The organism is Paenibacillus sp. FSL L8-0158 (assembly GCF_038592965.1).
In the GTDB taxonomy this organism is placed as follows: domain Bacteria; phylum Bacillota; class Bacilli; order Paenibacillales; family Paenibacillaceae; genus Paenibacillus; species Paenibacillus polymyxa_D.
Genome location: NZ_CP151949.1, coordinates 2,089,615 through 2,105,705, shown reverse-complemented (window position 1 = coordinate 2,105,705; position 16,091 = coordinate 2,089,615). Strand labels below are relative to the sequence as shown.

13 protein-coding genes and 1 pseudogene are annotated in these 16,091 nt (G+C 45.9%); 3 read left to right on the top strand and 11 right to left on the bottom strand.

Features of this window, described 5'->3' with window-relative positions; translation table 11 throughout:
* Nucleotides 1-59: 59 nt before the first annotated feature.
* From NSQ68_RS09705 to NSQ68_RS09660, 10 genes and pseudogenes are all read right to left on the bottom strand, one after another.
* Nucleotides 60-695, bottom strand: coding sequence for a GDSL-type esterase/lipase family protein (locus tag NSQ68_RS09705; RefSeq protein WP_342428711.1), 636 nt, complete (start codon nt 693-695; stop codon nt 60-62).
* A gap of 71 nt (nt 696-766) precedes the next feature.
* Nucleotides 767-1,189 carry a GNAT family N-acetyltransferase gene (locus NSQ68_RS09700; RefSeq protein WP_342428710.1) on the bottom strand — a complete coding sequence of 141 codons (423 nt, stop codon included), beginning with the start codon at nt 1,187-1,189 and terminating at the stop codon, nt 767-769.
* 43 nt (nt 1,190-1,232) lie between these two features.
* Nucleotides 1,233-1,787: a nucleotidyltransferase family protein gene (locus NSQ68_RS09695; protein ID WP_342428709.1), complete on the bottom strand. Its 555-nt coding sequence runs from the start codon at nt 1,785-1,787 to the stop codon at nt 1,233-1,235.
* Between the two features lie 19 nt (nt 1,788-1,806).
* Nucleotides 1,807-3,060 (bottom strand): MFS transporter, encoded by a 1,254-nt coding sequence (locus NSQ68_RS09690; RefSeq protein WP_342428708.1) that lies wholly within the window; start codon nt 3,058-3,060, stop codon nt 1,807-1,809.
* 55 nt (nt 3,061-3,115) lie between these two features.
* Nucleotides 3,116-4,831 carry an ATP-binding protein gene (locus tag NSQ68_RS09685; RefSeq protein WP_342428707.1) on the bottom strand — a complete coding sequence of 572 codons (1,716 nt, stop codon included), beginning with the start codon at nt 4,829-4,831 and terminating at the stop codon, nt 3,116-3,118.
* A 49-nt stretch (nt 4,832-4,880) separates the two neighbouring features.
* Nucleotides 4,881-5,673: pseudogene (locus NSQ68_RS09680) on the bottom strand (cobalamin B12-binding domain-containing protein).
* Nucleotides 5,674-5,869: 196 nt separating this feature from the next.
* Nucleotides 5,870-6,331: a MarR family transcriptional regulator gene (locus tag NSQ68_RS09675; protein WP_013309820.1), complete on the bottom strand. Its 462-nt coding sequence runs from the start codon at nt 6,329-6,331 to the stop codon at nt 5,870-5,872.
* Between the two features lie 200 nt (nt 6,332-6,531).
* Nucleotides 6,532-6,981 carry a VanZ family protein gene (locus NSQ68_RS09670; RefSeq protein WP_342428706.1) on the bottom strand — a complete coding sequence of 150 codons (450 nt, stop codon included), beginning with the start codon at nt 6,979-6,981 and terminating at the stop codon, nt 6,532-6,534.
* Nucleotides 6,981-7,649 carry a ribose-5-phosphate isomerase RpiA gene (gene rpiA / locus NSQ68_RS09665; RefSeq protein ID WP_023988124.1) on the bottom strand — a complete coding sequence of 223 codons (669 nt, stop codon included), beginning with the start codon at nt 7,647-7,649 and terminating at the stop codon, nt 6,981-6,983. Before rpiA ends, NSQ68_RS09670 begins: the two co-directional genes overlap by 1 nt.
* Nucleotides 7,650-7,709: 60 nt before the next feature.
* Nucleotides 7,710-8,180 carry a GNAT family N-acetyltransferase gene (locus tag NSQ68_RS09660; RefSeq protein WP_342428705.1) on the bottom strand — a complete coding sequence of 157 codons (471 nt, stop codon included), beginning with the start codon at nt 8,178-8,180 and terminating at the stop codon, nt 7,710-7,712.
* 467 nt (nt 8,181-8,647) lie between these two features.
* Here NSQ68_RS09660 and NSQ68_RS09655 point away from each other — a divergent pair, with 467 nt between their 5' ends.
* The 3 genes from NSQ68_RS09655 (at nt 8,648) to NSQ68_RS09645 (ending at nt 15,378) form a co-directional block, all read left to right on the top strand.
* Nucleotides 8,648-10,417, top strand: coding sequence for a methyl-accepting chemotaxis protein (locus NSQ68_RS09655; RefSeq protein WP_342428704.1), 1,770 nt, complete (start codon nt 8,648-8,650; stop codon nt 10,415-10,417).
* A gap of 147 nt (nt 10,418-10,564) precedes the next feature.
* Nucleotides 10,565-14,260 carry an amino acid adenylation domain-containing protein gene (locus NSQ68_RS09650; protein ID WP_342428703.1) on the top strand — a complete coding sequence of 1,232 codons (3,696 nt, stop codon included), beginning with the start codon at nt 10,565-10,567 and terminating at the stop codon, nt 14,258-14,260.
* Nucleotides 14,261-14,379: 119 nt separating this feature from the next.
* Nucleotides 14,380-15,378, top strand: coding sequence for a polysaccharide deacetylase family protein (locus tag NSQ68_RS09645; protein ID WP_342428702.1), 999 nt, complete (start codon nt 14,380-14,382; stop codon nt 15,376-15,378).
* A gap of 91 nt (nt 15,379-15,469) precedes the next feature.
* Here the strand turns inward: NSQ68_RS09645 and NSQ68_RS09640 are convergent, their stop codons facing one another.
* Nucleotides 15,470-16,090 (bottom strand): TraX family protein, encoded by a 621-nt coding sequence (locus NSQ68_RS09640; protein WP_342428701.1) that lies wholly within the window; start codon nt 16,088-16,090, stop codon nt 15,470-15,472.
* Nucleotide 16,091 lies beyond the last annotated feature (1 nt).

Below are 16,091 nucleotides of genomic sequence, written 5' to 3'. Positions count from 1 at the left end.
TGCCATCATGAACCTCTTTCTTTAATATACTTTGTCCGATCCAAAGCATCCTCTCACGCTCACCGTAACGGTGCGTAACCAAGCCGATTCAGCTCTTCCGCAATCACGCGATAACCACGACTGTTCGGATGCACCCGATCTAACGAAAGCAGTGCCCGTTCATAGCCCTCAAATGCGGGGTAAATGTTCGCCACCCGGTAATTTGGTCCGCCCAATGTATAGAGAAACGAGTTGTACTGACGCACATATACTCCCGCCTCCCTTACTTCTGGAAAAGGATTATATAATCCCACCATTCGAATGATAAATGGCTCACGCTGACCGGACTTTATCTGATACAGGGCATGTACAATTTGACGTACATGTTCTTTTGTGTGATTCAGCGCTTGCGGAATGGAAGAACCTGACAAGCCAGACCCAGCAAGGGCGCTGATGTATGGGCGCAGATCATTCCCGCCGATCGTTACCGTTATAAGTTCAGCCCGGCTGATCGCCGACCGAAAAAGTGGATTGTTGCGGACCATGGACAGCAACTCCTGCGATGTCAGCCCGTTAATTCCCAGATTCTCGTAGCTGACTGGCGTACGAAGATGTCTTTCTGCCATTCGCCGATAGATAGGTACAAATCCGCCGCTCAGCAACGTCCCTGCACCTGTTGTTAAAGAATCTCCAATCGCTGTGTAGTGGTACGCCAATGAAACCCACCTCCCTCTTTCTGCATAACATATCTTATGTAGAAAGAGGGACGCGGGACCCGGAGATTCGTTTATTCTTCGTCTATTTCATATACACAATGGAATTGCCCACCATCCGTCAAATCCTCTGATCCATACACGGCAAAGCCCACGTTGCGGAAAAAATCCGCCCCCTCCGCATCCGTGTCCACAGTAAGCCGTTTCGGATTACGCTCCTGAATGAGCGTAAGTAGCATACCTCTGGCATATCCTCTATGACGGTTTTCAGGCAACACGGCCAGATGGCGAATTACGGTTGTTCCATCCTCCTGCTCCTCAAAGCCGACAATACCTACAATAAGCCCTTCATCTTCTACACCGAACAGCTTCCAGTCATCCGAGGCTTGATAGGTACGTAAAGCTGCTTCTCCGTGTTCAGGGTGATCCAGCACGGCGTAGGTTAACAGCTCCAGAACTTCCTCACGATCTGAATCTGTTTTTATATTTTTAAACATTGTTTGTCGTCTCTCCTTAATATCCTAAAATTAGGATTACACTCTAATTCTCCATTATAAGCAACGGCCAGTTATCAAGCCATTGCTTCTCAAATACACGCTGGCGATAAGCCGTTGTGTGACGAAACAAAGGACTTTGTCGTACCCGCATATCCAGCAGATCTTCCAATCCATGCGGACAAATGACCTCTATTTGATCCTTGTCATTCAATCTAACCGCCACCGCCGTTGCCGTCTCTGGCCAGTGGCTCATCGCATCCTCTACCGAGGAATAAGGAGCCTCCCCGTTGCGAAAATGCATCCGAGCCTGATTTTTGACAGACCAGTTACGTCCGGCCTGCTTACGGTTCAAGGACAACTCTAGATACTCATCTCGTTCCTCTAGCGTATTTTTCGGGTCAAAATAGATAACATCAATATCGTTTAAAGGTGTAGCCGTTGTATAGCCATGGAGCTTGTCCCAAACCCGGTTACGTACATAGCCTGCGGCAATACATCCTTGCGGCAACTTCAGCTCTCGCACATAGCGCAAGTCTTGCAGCACCTGCGGATCATTCATATATTGTATGATTCGTAGCACATCTTCTTCCGACTTCATCCTGCACTCAACTCCCTTTTTATGATGACAGTTGCTGCACCGATTCTCCTCCTTGAGCCACAATCCGTGCTGTACGCTGCACCAGACGGCGGCGTGCGACCAGAAGGAACGGAATGCCAATCACAACCGACAGGGCAACCGGAACAAAAACAGCAAGCGGAGCCGTTTGACCATAGATATCCAGCAACCAGCCACCAAATAAAGGAGCCAGCACGCTTCCCAAATTATTAAAGCCGATTGTACCGAAGTAGGTCCCTTTATATTGAGCATCTGCAATTTGGTCAATCAATACGTCCAGCATCGTGAACAATAACACTTCACCAACCGTAAACAGCACCATATCCAGTATAAACATCCAGCCTGAGTTTAGCATACCGCACAGCAACAGGCTGACCGCAATACATATATTCCCTGCAATCAGGGAATTCACCGGGGAAAATCGGCTTGCCAGCCGCACCAGCGGATATTGAAATGCCAATACACAAACCGCGTTGACCGTCAGCATATATGTAAACCATCGAGTTCCTTCCGCGAAGGATAAGGACAAGAATTGAGGCATTGTGGAATTGGAATGCGCATAGCCCATCACACAAAATACCGTTCCCAGCAAAATCGGCATAAACACCGGATCACGGCTGGCTGTACGGAATGCCTCAGCCATTCGCAGTGGAGCCTCTCCCGCCGTTGTACCTATATGCAGATCCGATGCATAACGGGCAAATTGGATCAACAACAGTACCCCGTATAGTGCGTACACACCAGCAGCTACCATAAACGGCGTACCATTGGATGCAGATCCTAACATCAAACCAAGCAACGGCCCTGCTACTACCCCAACATTAATGGCCGCATATCTCATATTATAGATAAGCAGTCTTTTCTCCTTGGGGGTTACATCTGATAACAGCGCCCGCGAGGTTGGCTCGAATAAGGACCTGCACAGTCCATTCAGAGCATTAATGACAAAAAAGGCCCAGGCCGCTTCCGCCAACGCAAAAGCAACGAATACAAGCGCCCAGATCGCAATGGACACCAACATCACCTTACGCCGTCCGATTTGATCTGAAATATATCCACCGTAAAAGCTGGCAAAAATGCCGACCAACGAGCTTACCGACACGATCACCCCCGTATGAAAGGGGGTCACCCCTAAACGGGTGGTAAGGTAAATTGACAAAAACGGGATGCTCATGGATGTCGCCATCCGCCCGAAAATAGTACCGACAATAATCGTCCAGGCCAGCGGGTGAATGGAACGCAACTGTTCTTTCATATATGTCTCTTACGTTCTCCTTTCGCGTGAAAGTCTAATAAGGGGGGAAAACGGTCTAGCGCTGGTGAATATAGCGTTCCAGTTCTAAACACGTTGCTTGATAGACAGATTGGAGCGCAGACAACTTCGCTTTCGCATTCTCGAGTCGGTTCTCCCGTGCAAGCTGTTCAATATCGGACAGCAACGAGGACAAACGCCCGACACCCAGACTCACGCTGCCTGATTTCAACTCATGAGCAGCCTCTACTACTTTTGTGACTTCGCCCGCAGCAGCCAGTTCATTTAACTTATTGATTTTGGCAGGTGTATCACTTGTATACATTTCGACCAATGACTCCAGTAGTCCCGTGCTGCCATCCTCATCCAGCAGCATAATTTCACGTATAACTTCCTCATCCAAAATCGGCTCGGTTTCCGGCTTTGGAAGCCATTTTACAAGCTTTTCAGAGAGCTTTTCAATCGTTACTGGCTTCATCAAGTAATCGTTCACTCCAACCTCCCGCCCCCGTGCCTGATCCTCCTCGGACACATTACCGGTCAAAGAAATAATCGGTACAGGTGGTTGCTGGTTTTCTGCTTCTCGCTGGCGGATCGCTTTTGCCGCATCATGACCATTCAGCAGAGGCATATGATGATCCATTAGAATACAAGCGTAGGATCGTTCGGAGGCCGCTCTTACAGCAGCTTGTCCATCCTCAGCAAAATCAATATGCTGGAATCCCAAGTGATTAAGCTGTAATTGCACCACCTGCCGATTCACCCGATTATCCTCAGCCACCAAAATAGTTTGAGAATGACTATGCTCACGCAGCAACTCGCTAAATGCCTTCAAATCACCATTTTCATGCTTCTCCATTTCGTCTGCCTGCTCCGATCCTTTCATGAGGGGAATTTCAAACCAGAACGTAGAGCCTTGGCCTTCTTTACTGACGACCCCAATTTCTCCCTGCATGAGTTCCACAAATGAACTGCATATCCATAGCCCCAGACCCGTTCCTCCATATTGGGAGGCGCTGCCTTCACCGGCTTGTACATAAGGCTGAAACAGCTTATTCTGATCCTCCGGTGAAATCCCAATACCTGAATCCTGCACCTCAAACCGAACACGTTGGGAATCTTTTGTTTCCTCCACTAATTTTGTTCGAATGATGAGCAATCCTTCACTGGTAAATTTATTCGCATTGTTCAACAGATTGAGCAAGATCTGCATGATCCTTGCCGAATCTCCCTCCAGATGCTCTGCCACACCGGAATCGGTCTCTATACGCAAACGGTTACCCATCTGATAGATTTGTGGCTCCAACAACTGAGCAACGTGGCTCATAATCGCCTGAACTCTGACGTTTCCGATCTCCAGTTCCATCTGTCCTGCTTCCACTTTAGATATATCGAGCAGATTATTAATCATGTTCAACAACAGAGAGGCTGACTCACGTATGACACCGATGGCCTGCCGTTGATCTGGGGAAAGTTTGGATGAACCTAACATTTCAATCATTCCAAGTATTCCATTCATTGGCGTTCTGAATTCATGACTAACCACAGCCAGAAAAGTGCTCTTGAGGTCATTAGCCCGTACCGCTTCTTCCTTCGTCCGTGTTAATTCCGCATTGCTTTTGGCAAGCTGACGCTGCAGATTGACCAGCTCGTTGTTCATTGATGAAAATTCATTCAGCAGCTTTTCTTCCTCCGCCTTGCTTTTCACAATCTCATCCGTTAATTGTTCGACCGTTTTCCGCAGGACAGCCATTTCTGCTGTCGGTTCCTTCATATTAAAAGGCCCCCTTTACAAAATGACTAACAGGTTCACAAAACTAACCTTATCTCCTGAGCGAAAGTAAGTCCCCTGCAACCTCCATCGCTTCCTCCGCACCTGGTGCATATCCGTCCGCCCCTACTTCCTGCCACAAGTGGGAATCGAGATTAAAAGGTAAGCCTCCGACCATAATTTTCACATGGCTAGTCGTTGGGTCTTGCCGAATGAGAGCAATCAACTCTTTCACTAGATGGACATGGTAAGCCATGGTAGCTGAGATAGCCACCACATCCGCCTTGTAGCTCACAATGGCCTGAAGCAGACTCCGGTTAGGTACATTGGCGCCTAAATAGTACGTATCCCAACCATCCATCTCAAATATATCAGCCAGCATACGCAGACCAATTTCATGCTGCTCGCTACCTACACACGCCGCCACGAGGCAGCGTTCCTTACTTCCACTCCCCATCCATCTAGGGTACAAGCTGGAAATAATAAATTGAATCCAGATGCTCCAGCACCATGGTTTTATCCGTATGGTCGAAGTGCTCTACCAACGTCTCCTGAATTAATCTGAAATTAATGTTCAAATCTTCTTGGGTTATGCCGAAACCCTCCAGAAGCTTTTTTAACCAGGAAACATACTGTGTAAATAAAATAGGGCTGTTCATGATTACACTTTCAGCTAAATAGTTCAAACTATATATAGAATCCTGTTTTGTCTTTATTTTACCGTTATCCCCAAAACGCTGCAAAAGATCGGGCTGTAATTCGTATTGCTTATGGGTAACTAATTCAGCCAAAGCTCCTGCTTGCATCAATAGCGATTCACCTGCGGTATATTGCTGTATACTCATGTACAGCTCCTTCCCCGACAAGGTATTTGTATTCGAAACAGGTACTGGGGAATTTGTTCCGGACGTGACTATTAGATAATTATACCTGATTTGCGCCTCTACATTAACCCTACTCCCCCAAAATACGACAAAAAAAATAAAATACCGAGAAGTCGGTATTTTATCTAAAAGCAGTTTTAACCTGCACACGCACCATTTATGATCCGTTACTCTTCTGCCCCTCAGCCGTGAGTCCAAGCTTTTTTAACAGATGAATAGCCTGCTCTTTCTCTTCCACAGATAAGCCATCTACGGTCTCCATAATGACACGATGATGCTGCGGGAATATTTGCTCAAAGAAATGGCGTCCATCATCAGTCAATTCTGCATAAATCACACGTCGATCATCTTGTGATGCACGACGGGTAAGCAAGTTTTTTTTCTGAAGTTTATCTACTACATACGTAATATTCCCACTAGAGATTAGTACCTTTTCTCCAATCTTCTGCAAAGGTTGTGGTCCCCGATAATACAGCAGATCAAGCACACCAAATTCTGTTGTATTTAAACCATGACTATGAATGTCCCGATTCGTACGGGACGTGACCGAATTATAAGCACGAGCCAGAACCACGAACAAATTAAGCGCTAAGTCCTGATCATCTGGTTTTACAGACATATTAACAGCCTCCGTTACTCATATCTTTATTCCAAGATATCTTAATTGTGCACTTTTGTCAAGTTTAAGCGTTTCCTTCCCCTGCTCCTATGGCCTATAAATGGAGGAATTACCGTCTATTATGTGAAGGTTACAGTTCATTATGTAAAAAAAGCCCGCTCTTAGACAGTCTTAAAGCACTGATCCAAAGAGCAGGACGATTATATTGCAATCCCTAACTTCTTACGTAAAAATACATAGGCAACACGGCCGCATAATACTCCCAGAACATTCAGTATGATGTCATCTACATCCATTGTACCTGCGCCCAGCAGCATTTGGGACACCTCAAGAATGACCAGTGCGATCACTATCGTTAACAACAGACTGCCTATACTTCGCATGGACACCCAAATGATAGGCACAAGGATACCGAAGGGAATAAATACGCCAATATTACCGAGCAAATTAACACCCCATACCCGAAAAGGAAACGACTCCATTGCCCGCCAGTATTGCCTAATCGTATCAAACGGAACAATATTATACGAATACGGGGGGCCTGGTCGTAATGTACGACCAAAACCGAGAAACATCCAATATAATAGAAGCCCTGTATATAAAATCAATAACATCAATGCCACATGATGAAGCAGGCGGGTCCTAGACATTACTTGTTACGGACGTCGATCTGTCCATTGGCCCGTGCGATAATAACCTGGTCCGCCATATTAATGAACAGTCCGTTATCGACTACACCCGGAATTTGATTCAAGCGGATTTCCAATTCCTGCGGATTCTCGATCTTACCATAGCGACAATCGGCAATATAATTACCGTTATCCGTAAGGAAGCGCTCGCCGTCTTTCATACGCCATTCTGCTTTACAGCCCGTCCCCCGCAAAGCCTCCAACGTCCACTCACTGGCAAAGGGTACGACCTCAACGGGTAAAGGAAATGCACCCAGCACCTTCACATCCTTGGACTCATCGACAATAATGATTAATCGGTCGCTATTGCTTTCCACAATTTTCTCTCTCAGCAGGGCTCCGCCTCCACCTTTCACCAGTACCAGTTGCTCGTTCACTTCATCTGCACCGTCGATGGTAACGTCAAGCCTTCCAATCTGATCAAACGGAATGATGGGAATTCCCAGCTCCCTGGCCTGATCCTCCGAAGCTTGGGATGTAGCTACAGCCTGTATATGTAATCCTTGCGCTACACGCTCACCAATTTTTTGAATAGCCCAAAAGGCTGTCGAGCCTGTACCAAGTCCTACTTTCATGCCGTCCTGAATTGCCTCAACTGCTTTTTCGGCCGCTTTTTGCTTCAAATTCATTATCATCTCTCCCGCTATATAGGCTAGTATTGATCATCATCCATTTTATAAGAGAACGCTTTATAATAACAGAGACAGCTTTTTACCATAACAAAGGCTGTTTTCATCGTGTTCATACTCCCCAAACCGTTCAATAGGTTCGTATCCCCGCTTGGTATAGAGAGCAATCGCTTCAGGTTGAGCCGCTCCGGTCTCCAGTTTAATCCTTACAACTCCCCGTTTGCTGGCCTCCTCTTCCAAAAAAGATAATAGGCTCACCGCAATTCCTTGTCTGCGATAAGAGGAATCGACATAAAATCTTTTGAGCTCCATTTCTTCCGCATCTATAGGCCTAAGCCCTCCACAAGCCACCGGTTTTTCGTCCACATACACAACAGCGAAAACCATTTCTTTAACTTTCGGGTTGGTAAAATCAACCAAGTAAATTTCATCGGCAGGATACCTTTCCAGCAAATCCTCATCCAGCCTTTGAATCAACTCATGTAGATCCTCGTGATTACTCTCAACCTTTAAAATCGTAAGCTTGGACATTCTTCTTATCCCTCTTCTCTTTGCATGGATATAAAGACTCATTTGCAAACAATTCACAAAAACCGCGATAAATCAAGCATTTCCAACGTTAAATATGAAAAATGTCCCAAATTGATAAGTGCATTTGACTCTATTATAAAGTATGATGGTTTCTGTTGAATAGTTGCTTATGGACTGTAATGAATTCAAATTTCAAGTTGAAGTATAAATTGGAATATACTGAAACACAGACAGCGTTTACCTATTAAAAATTAATTTTTTATTGTGTAAGGTATTCATTTCAAGGGCTTTTCGTACGACATATATATAGGGATATCATACTTGTCCGCAAAAGGACTTAAGACCTATTACATAAAATTCAAGGGTCTATGATCTCTATTATTTTGTTTGTAAGGGGGACTTGATTATCTCATTCGATAAGCGGTTCAACACCATATACAAAAAATACAACCAGGGAGTGGAACATTTTGAAAAAGTGGAGTAGCTTATCATTCTTCACCAAAAACCTATTATTATCCTTCTTCAACATCGTATTAATTGGGCTAGTCCTTATTGTGTCCAGCTATTTGATTCAACGTACGATTTTGATAGACCAATTGCATGGGCAAGTGGAAAAAATCACATTGAAGTGGGCCCAAGGCATTAATTCCGATGAAGTAACCCAAGCGGTTCAAGAGAAAAATTATGATGGACCCATTCAAACCAAACTCCGCGCGTACCTAGATAACATCATGGCGACGAATCCGAATATCTCTCATGCCTATATTTTCGGGACGGAGCTCGAAAATGGCAATCTGACATCTATTGTGGCGATGCCAACGGATCTCAGAGAAGCATTTGAAAAAGATAAGATGCTCGTTGGCTCTATGTATGAGCAACCCAATGTCGTAGCAGTAGGCGTAACCGGTATGCTGGACAGTGGCAAACCAACATTCACCAGCTTCTACGATGATACTTTTGGTACATGGACGACTTTGATGACTCCGATTAAAGATCCAAGTGGCAAAATCTTTGCATATTTTGCAGTCGATGCAGATGCCGGTGCCGTACCTGCAGGATTGACCAAGCTGCTCATTAGCGGCGCTACCATTTTAGTGATTTTCCTACTGATCTGCCTGGCGCTTCAATATTGGGTTGTGAAACGTACGCTGTCCCCGATTAAGCAATTGATGTACGGTATCAGCGAAGTAAGCAGAGGAAATCTGGATGTTCAAATTCATGCAGGTCATGATGATTTGGGGCTTGTAAATCAGAATTTCAACGATATGGTAAGTCATATTAACAGCATTATGACCAAAGTGAAGCAGACAACTGATGAAGTCAATGAATCTGCCAAAGAATTGCTCGCAATCTGCGAACAAAACGGAATTAATTCCAACATCATCAATCAAAACATCAGTGAAATCACGGAGAATATCCGTTCGCAAGAAAAAGCAACAGGCGATAGTGCACGTGCCATGGCTGAAATGGCTTCGGTAATTCAAAATATTGCCACGAGTTCTTCCAATGTTGCGGAAGAAGCCAATTCGGTAGAGAAACGCTCTAACGAAGGCAACGAGATTGTAAGTAAGGTATCATCCCAAATGCACTTGATTACCGATACAGTAACCAATACTTCCCGTATCATCAAGTTGCTGGACAGTCGTTCGCAGGAAATTGGCAATATCATCAGTACCATTTCAGGCATCTCCAGTCAAACCAACCTGCTCGCTCTGAACGCTTCTATTGAAGCTGCGCGCGTTGGTGAAGAAGGTAAAGGCTTTGCCGTCGTTGCCAGTGAAGTACGTAAGCTGGCAGAACAATCTGCGGATGCAACCAAACAGATTACATCCCTGATTGAAGAAATTCAAAATGAAATCGGACAAGCTGTGAAGTCGATGGAGCAAGGAAACGTTGAAGTTCAAAACGGAATCGTCGTTGCCGGACAAGCAGGCGTGCTGTTCAATGATATTCTTCAAGCAACTAAAAATGTAGCATGGCAAATCCAAGAAGTATCCAGCGCTACTGAGCAAATATCTGCGGGTACACAGGAAATGACAGCGACAGCAGACGATCTTTCTTCCACTGTAACCAAAACAGCCAATAACAGTGTTCACATTGTGCAAACGGTGGAGGAACAAAAAGCTTCTTTGGATTCGATCATTGATTCATCCCATAAATTGACATCCATGTCTGAAGAGCTTCAAGAAATTACATCCTATTTCAAAATTGCAGACACCAACCGTAGCAAATCATAATAACCATTTATCGACTTAAAGTTAATTTCATAAGTAAATCATTCATTCGGTAATGCCTCCCTCCTGTTCATGCATTTGAAGGGATCGGAGGCATTTACTGAGTTTACCATTTAAATTAAGACATCATACATTCAGGAGGTTAGCGTAATGGCTTCATTACTACAAAACAGTACACAGACAACCCCTTCCCCATTCCTAGTTCCCTTGGATTATGCACGTATACAACGCAAGCATACATCCTCTACTTATCAAGTAGAGTTAGAAGCGTCCATCTCGGAACAATTAAATCAGCAAAAAACTGCGGAAGACAAACAAGCGTTGCTCTTATCAGCATATACTGCATGGGTATATCGCCTTTCCGCAGAAGAAGAAGTTTCTTTTTCTACTTTTGTGCCACAAACTGGTCTGCTTACAGCTTCGCTGACAGTCGAAAAGGAAACGACTTTTCATGAACTAGCAGACTTATTTCAGGAGATGCTCCGTGAGCCAAGTGCATACCTTGCGGAACCACAAGCCGATACTTCATTTTCGGCAAATCTGCCTACGGACAGCGGTGTAGAATCTCGTATTATGGACTGGGCTGTCAGTGAACACAATGGCACCTATCAAATACAGATACGATATGATCAATCACTATTGCTGGAAACAACGGTTGTCCGATACGCAGAATACTTTGAAACCCTATTGCGTGGCGCGCTAACCAACAGCCATGCACTTGTGAATTCAATTGATATATTATCGGATGCAGATCGAGCTGCTCACGAAGCTCTAAATAATACAGTCGTGAAATATCCTGAGCATCAGACCATTCATGGAATGTTTGAAGAGGCGGCTTCACAATACCCTGATCGTCCCGCTATTGCTTCCCACACTGGGGAGTACACGTACCGTGAGTTGAACGAACGTGCTAACCAAGTCGCACGTGTCTTGTTATCCAAAGGTCTTACCAAAGGTGAATTCGTGACCATCTTCATGGAACGGAGCTTAGAGACCGTTATTTCACTGCTTGGTATCCTAAAAGCCGGAGGCGTATATGTGCCTGTTGATCCCGCCCACCCCGCTGACCGGAGTAGCTACATTGTCGAAGACACGCGTTCTCCTTTTGTCTTAACAACTTCCGCACTCATGGAACAAGCGACTGAACTGTGCGGTTCTATTGAGACGGTAAAAGAAATTTTAGCTATTAACGGGCCGCTGGCAGGCTATGCTGCAAGCAATCCGAACGTTAGTGTAAGTCCGGATGATCTAGCTTATGTCATCTATACATCCGGCTCTACAGGCAAACCGAAAGGTGCCCTGATCGCTCACCGCGGTGTTGTTAACCTAGGAGCTGTCGTGCAACGCGATTGCGACATTACACCTCAGGATGTATTGACCCAATTTGCGACCTACAGCTTCGATGCATCCGTTTGGGATACCATTGGAGCCTTGTTTTACGGTGCAAAATTGTACTTGCTGTCTTCCGAAGAACGTGTATCTGTTGAAGAATTCGCTGAAGCCATTGCACGTACAGGCACGACGATTATTACCATTTTGCCGACCGTATTCTTTAATCAGCTATCTACGTACTTGTCAGACGAAGGCTATCGCAAACTCGCTAAGGTACGAATTGTTACTGTAGCAGGCGAAGCGCTGTACGGCTCCCAAGTTCGAGCGTTCCAAAGCAAATTCGGCACAGATACCGACATCGTAAACGTATACGGACCGACCGAATGCACCGTAGCGACAACGACCCATCGGGTCCGTGGTGCCGTGCCTGAGCATGTCGTCAATATCCCGATCGGCAAGCCGATTTATAATTACAAAGTGTATATCGTTAACGATGATAACAAGCTCTGCCCAGTCAATATTCCGGGTGAAGTATGCATTGCTACTCCTGCATTGGCCCATGGTTATCTCCATCAGCCAGAACGTACAGCCCAATCGTTCGTGGACAATCCTTTTGTTCCGGGTGAAAAAATGTACCGCTCGGGTGATATCGCCAAGCTGCTTCCAGACGGTACGATTGAATATGTAAGCCGTAAGGATTCGCAGCTCAAAATTCGGGGAAATCGGATTGAAATTGGGGAAATTGAAGACCATTTTTCCAAACACCCAGGTGTTCAGGACGTCGCTGTGGTAGCCGTCAAAGATCACACAGATCAGAACATGCTGGTTGGCTATTTCACCACTTCAGACGGACAATCCATTCCACAGGACGTTATTCAGTCTTATATTGGGGGCAAGCTACCTTCTTATTTTGTACCAAGCCATGTCGTTCATCTGGAAGCTATGCCCATTTCACCAACTGGCAAGATCGATCGCAAAAAACTGGCCCTGCGGCCACTTCCGGAAGCGTCTGATCTTTCATTTGGCGGGGAACCTCTTCGCGAAGGAACCGAAACACTCATTGCCGAAGCATGGACTCAAGTGCTTGGTAAAAATAACATTGGCGCTACCGATGATTTCTTCCTGATCGGGGGCGATTCGCTTCGTGTCATCCATGTGCTGGCTATTCTGAAGCCGCGTTATGGCGCGCTGCGCATCGGAGACTTTTTCCGTTACAAAACCGTTCGTGAGCTTGCTGAATACGTGGAACAATTAGGTACGGAACAAACGCAGCAACGCAAGCCACTCGCGATTCCTCAAGAAAAAATGGATTTGAATGAGCATCCTATTGAGCTGTCTGGTGCTTCTGACTTAGCTGAAGTCCGCGACTTGCGCGTGATTTTGTTGACCGGAGCTACAGGCTATCTGGGCTCGCACATTTTGTATGACCTGCTTCAACGGACAGAAGCCAAAATATACGCGATGGTACGCCCTTCTCAGGACGGTCCATCTGGTATCGAGCGTATTCAGTCCGTATTGACGGGATATTTTGGACAAGATATCTCCAGCTTGATCAAAGGACGAGTGAAGGCTGTCTATGGGGATCTGGAGCAAGCTGATCTGGGTCTCTCTTCTGTCGACCGCCATATGCTAGAGCACCAAATCGACGGCATTATTCACAGCGCCGCTGACGTTCGCCATTTTGGTGATTCGGCAGCCTTCGATCGCACGAATGTGACCGGAACACTGGAACTACTGAAAATCGCCCAAGCCAAGCCGGGAGTATCCTTCCATCATGTCTCGACTATGGGAATACCGGAGGATCTTGCTAACGAAGGAAAATGGGAGTCGGCATTGGAGCTTTCTGCCTTCCCAGATGAATTGAACGTGGACAACCTGTACACGAACAGTAAACTCGCGGCGGAGAAGCTGTTGTTCCAAGCAGCTCAGGCGGGTACGCCTGTCTCGATCTATCGCGCGGGTAATTTGACAGCCCATTCGGCCAACGGACGCTTCCAGCGAAATATTGATAGCAATGCTTATTATCGTATGATGAAGGCGATGCTGCTGCTGGGCAAAGCGCCACAAGCCGATTGGCATACGGACTTCACACCGATTGATTACGCCAGCCGTGCTATCGTAGAACTGTCTGTTCACCAAAAAAGCGCAAACCGTATTTTCCATATCTGCAATCCGAACCCACTGCCATATGATGAACTGATCGCTATGGTAAACCAACTCGGTTACGCAGTAGAAACCCTGCCTTTTGACGATTACAGCGCCTGGTTGCTAAATCCGTCTTCCGGCATTCAGGAGGATGCACTTCACCTTGCTATGGGACAACTGGAAGGTGACGGAGCCAAGGATTCAGCTTACCGTTACGGATGCTCTGTAACCGCAGCTCTGCTGGAACAAGCTGGCGTTCAATGCCCGGCAACCGACCTGAATTTTATTCGGAACATGATCCAGCATGCCGTCGAGATCGGTTACTTCCCGACCTCTTCACCGGTATCTGTAAAAGCAACACAGAGGTAACAAAGTTGTGATATTTCCCCCGCGTGTTTTCGGTATGATAGACTAGATTTTGCTAGTTTCATATCTAGTATAAACCTCTATACTTTCAGAATTTTTTTGCATGCGGGGGATGTCATTCAATGAAACACACTTTTTTTAAAAGAACGTTGCTAATCATAAGTTTGTTGGCTATTTTAGGGATTTTGGTGTATGAAGCACGTAGCATATACCACACACCTACAGTTAAAGGGACTCATCGTACACGCACAGCTAATGCAGATCGACTGGTACGCCATTTATTTTCACTGACGCCTACACCAGATAAAGTATATTACCAAAACAAAGTAATTGTCCTGATGTATCATGAGGTCACCAAGACTCCACCTGATCCCGGTGCTCTCAAGCTTAGTAATTTAACGAGGCAGTTGGACGAAATGAAAGCTAACGGCTTCCACTGGATCACGATGAAAGAGTATACGAATTTTATTTTACATAAAGCCAAGGTTCCCGATAATGCGGTACTTATGACATTCGACGATGGCTATGAGTCCTTTTATACGGACACTTTTCCCGTGTTGAAAAAGTACCAGGTACCGGCAACCAATTTTCTTATCACGTCCACGATCAGCAATCCCAAACATATTGGTATTCCAAAGCTGACATGGGATCAAATTCATCAGATGCATGCCGAGGGCATTGATTTTTACAATCATACCAATGACCAGCATGCTTACGGATACTCCAACACAGCGCGCACCCAACAAAAGCCGCTTCTGATGGCTCCAGTGTATTCGAAAAAGCTGGGGCGAATGGAAACCGAGGATGAGTTCAAACAGCGAGTTTCTACCGATTTGGACATGGCTGACAAGAAGCTGTTCAAGCATCTACACAATGATCAGAATGTACTTGCCTTCCCTTATGGTGGGTATACCAAGGAGACGATGGAAATTTGCCGTTCCTTGGGTATTGACGTTACGTTTACGGTGAAACGCGGGATTAACTCACCAGGGCAAACGAACGGCTATCGCGTCAATGCAGGTGGAATACACAATATTCCAGAAGTATTGGTGCAATACATGAAGGAAGGTGCTCCCCTTCGCCCACTTCCTTTTGCCCAAGGTCCCAACAAGGTATCCTAAACGTTGGCTAGCTTATTGAAGGATAAATAAGAACCTTTAAAACCATTTTATGTCGTGGTTTTAAAGGTTCTTTTACTGTATGAGATGTAGATTAGGGCCAGATGCGAATTGTCGCGATAACAGCCAGATGTACCGGGTAAAAGCTACGCCACAACCAACGCGGTACCCGACTATAAAATCCGCTTTCTCCAGTTGCAAAACATACGATCAGAATACTGGACAGCAGACTAAAGTGCTGAAGATTCGCGTGATGCACCATATCATACATTGCGTTCAAAACAAAATGGGCTGCAATCATCATATATGAACGAGTGTATCGATAAATGAGAACCAACAGCAGTCCATAGGCTCCGTAATCCATCTGGCTGAGCTCCATAACCAGAGCTGAGAGGACGTACAGGCCCGTTACAGCCGTCCAATGCTTCAAGCGGGATGCAGCAGCCAGCGCAAGCAACGAGGCTAATAGCGTCCAGATTACGTTCGGTCTGTGTACATCAAACGCCAGCATATAGGGCACCTGAGAAATCAGAGCCAGCCCGAGTAGACGGAGCATATAGCACCGCATGTCTCGGGTATGAGTATATCCCGCATACAGCGCGTACGCGTAGATTGGAAAAGCAAGCCTGCCGGCAATTCTCCAAGCCGGATCCGTCGGAAAAAATACAAGTCCGACATGGTCAATCAGCATCGTCAGCATGGCCAACCAGTACATA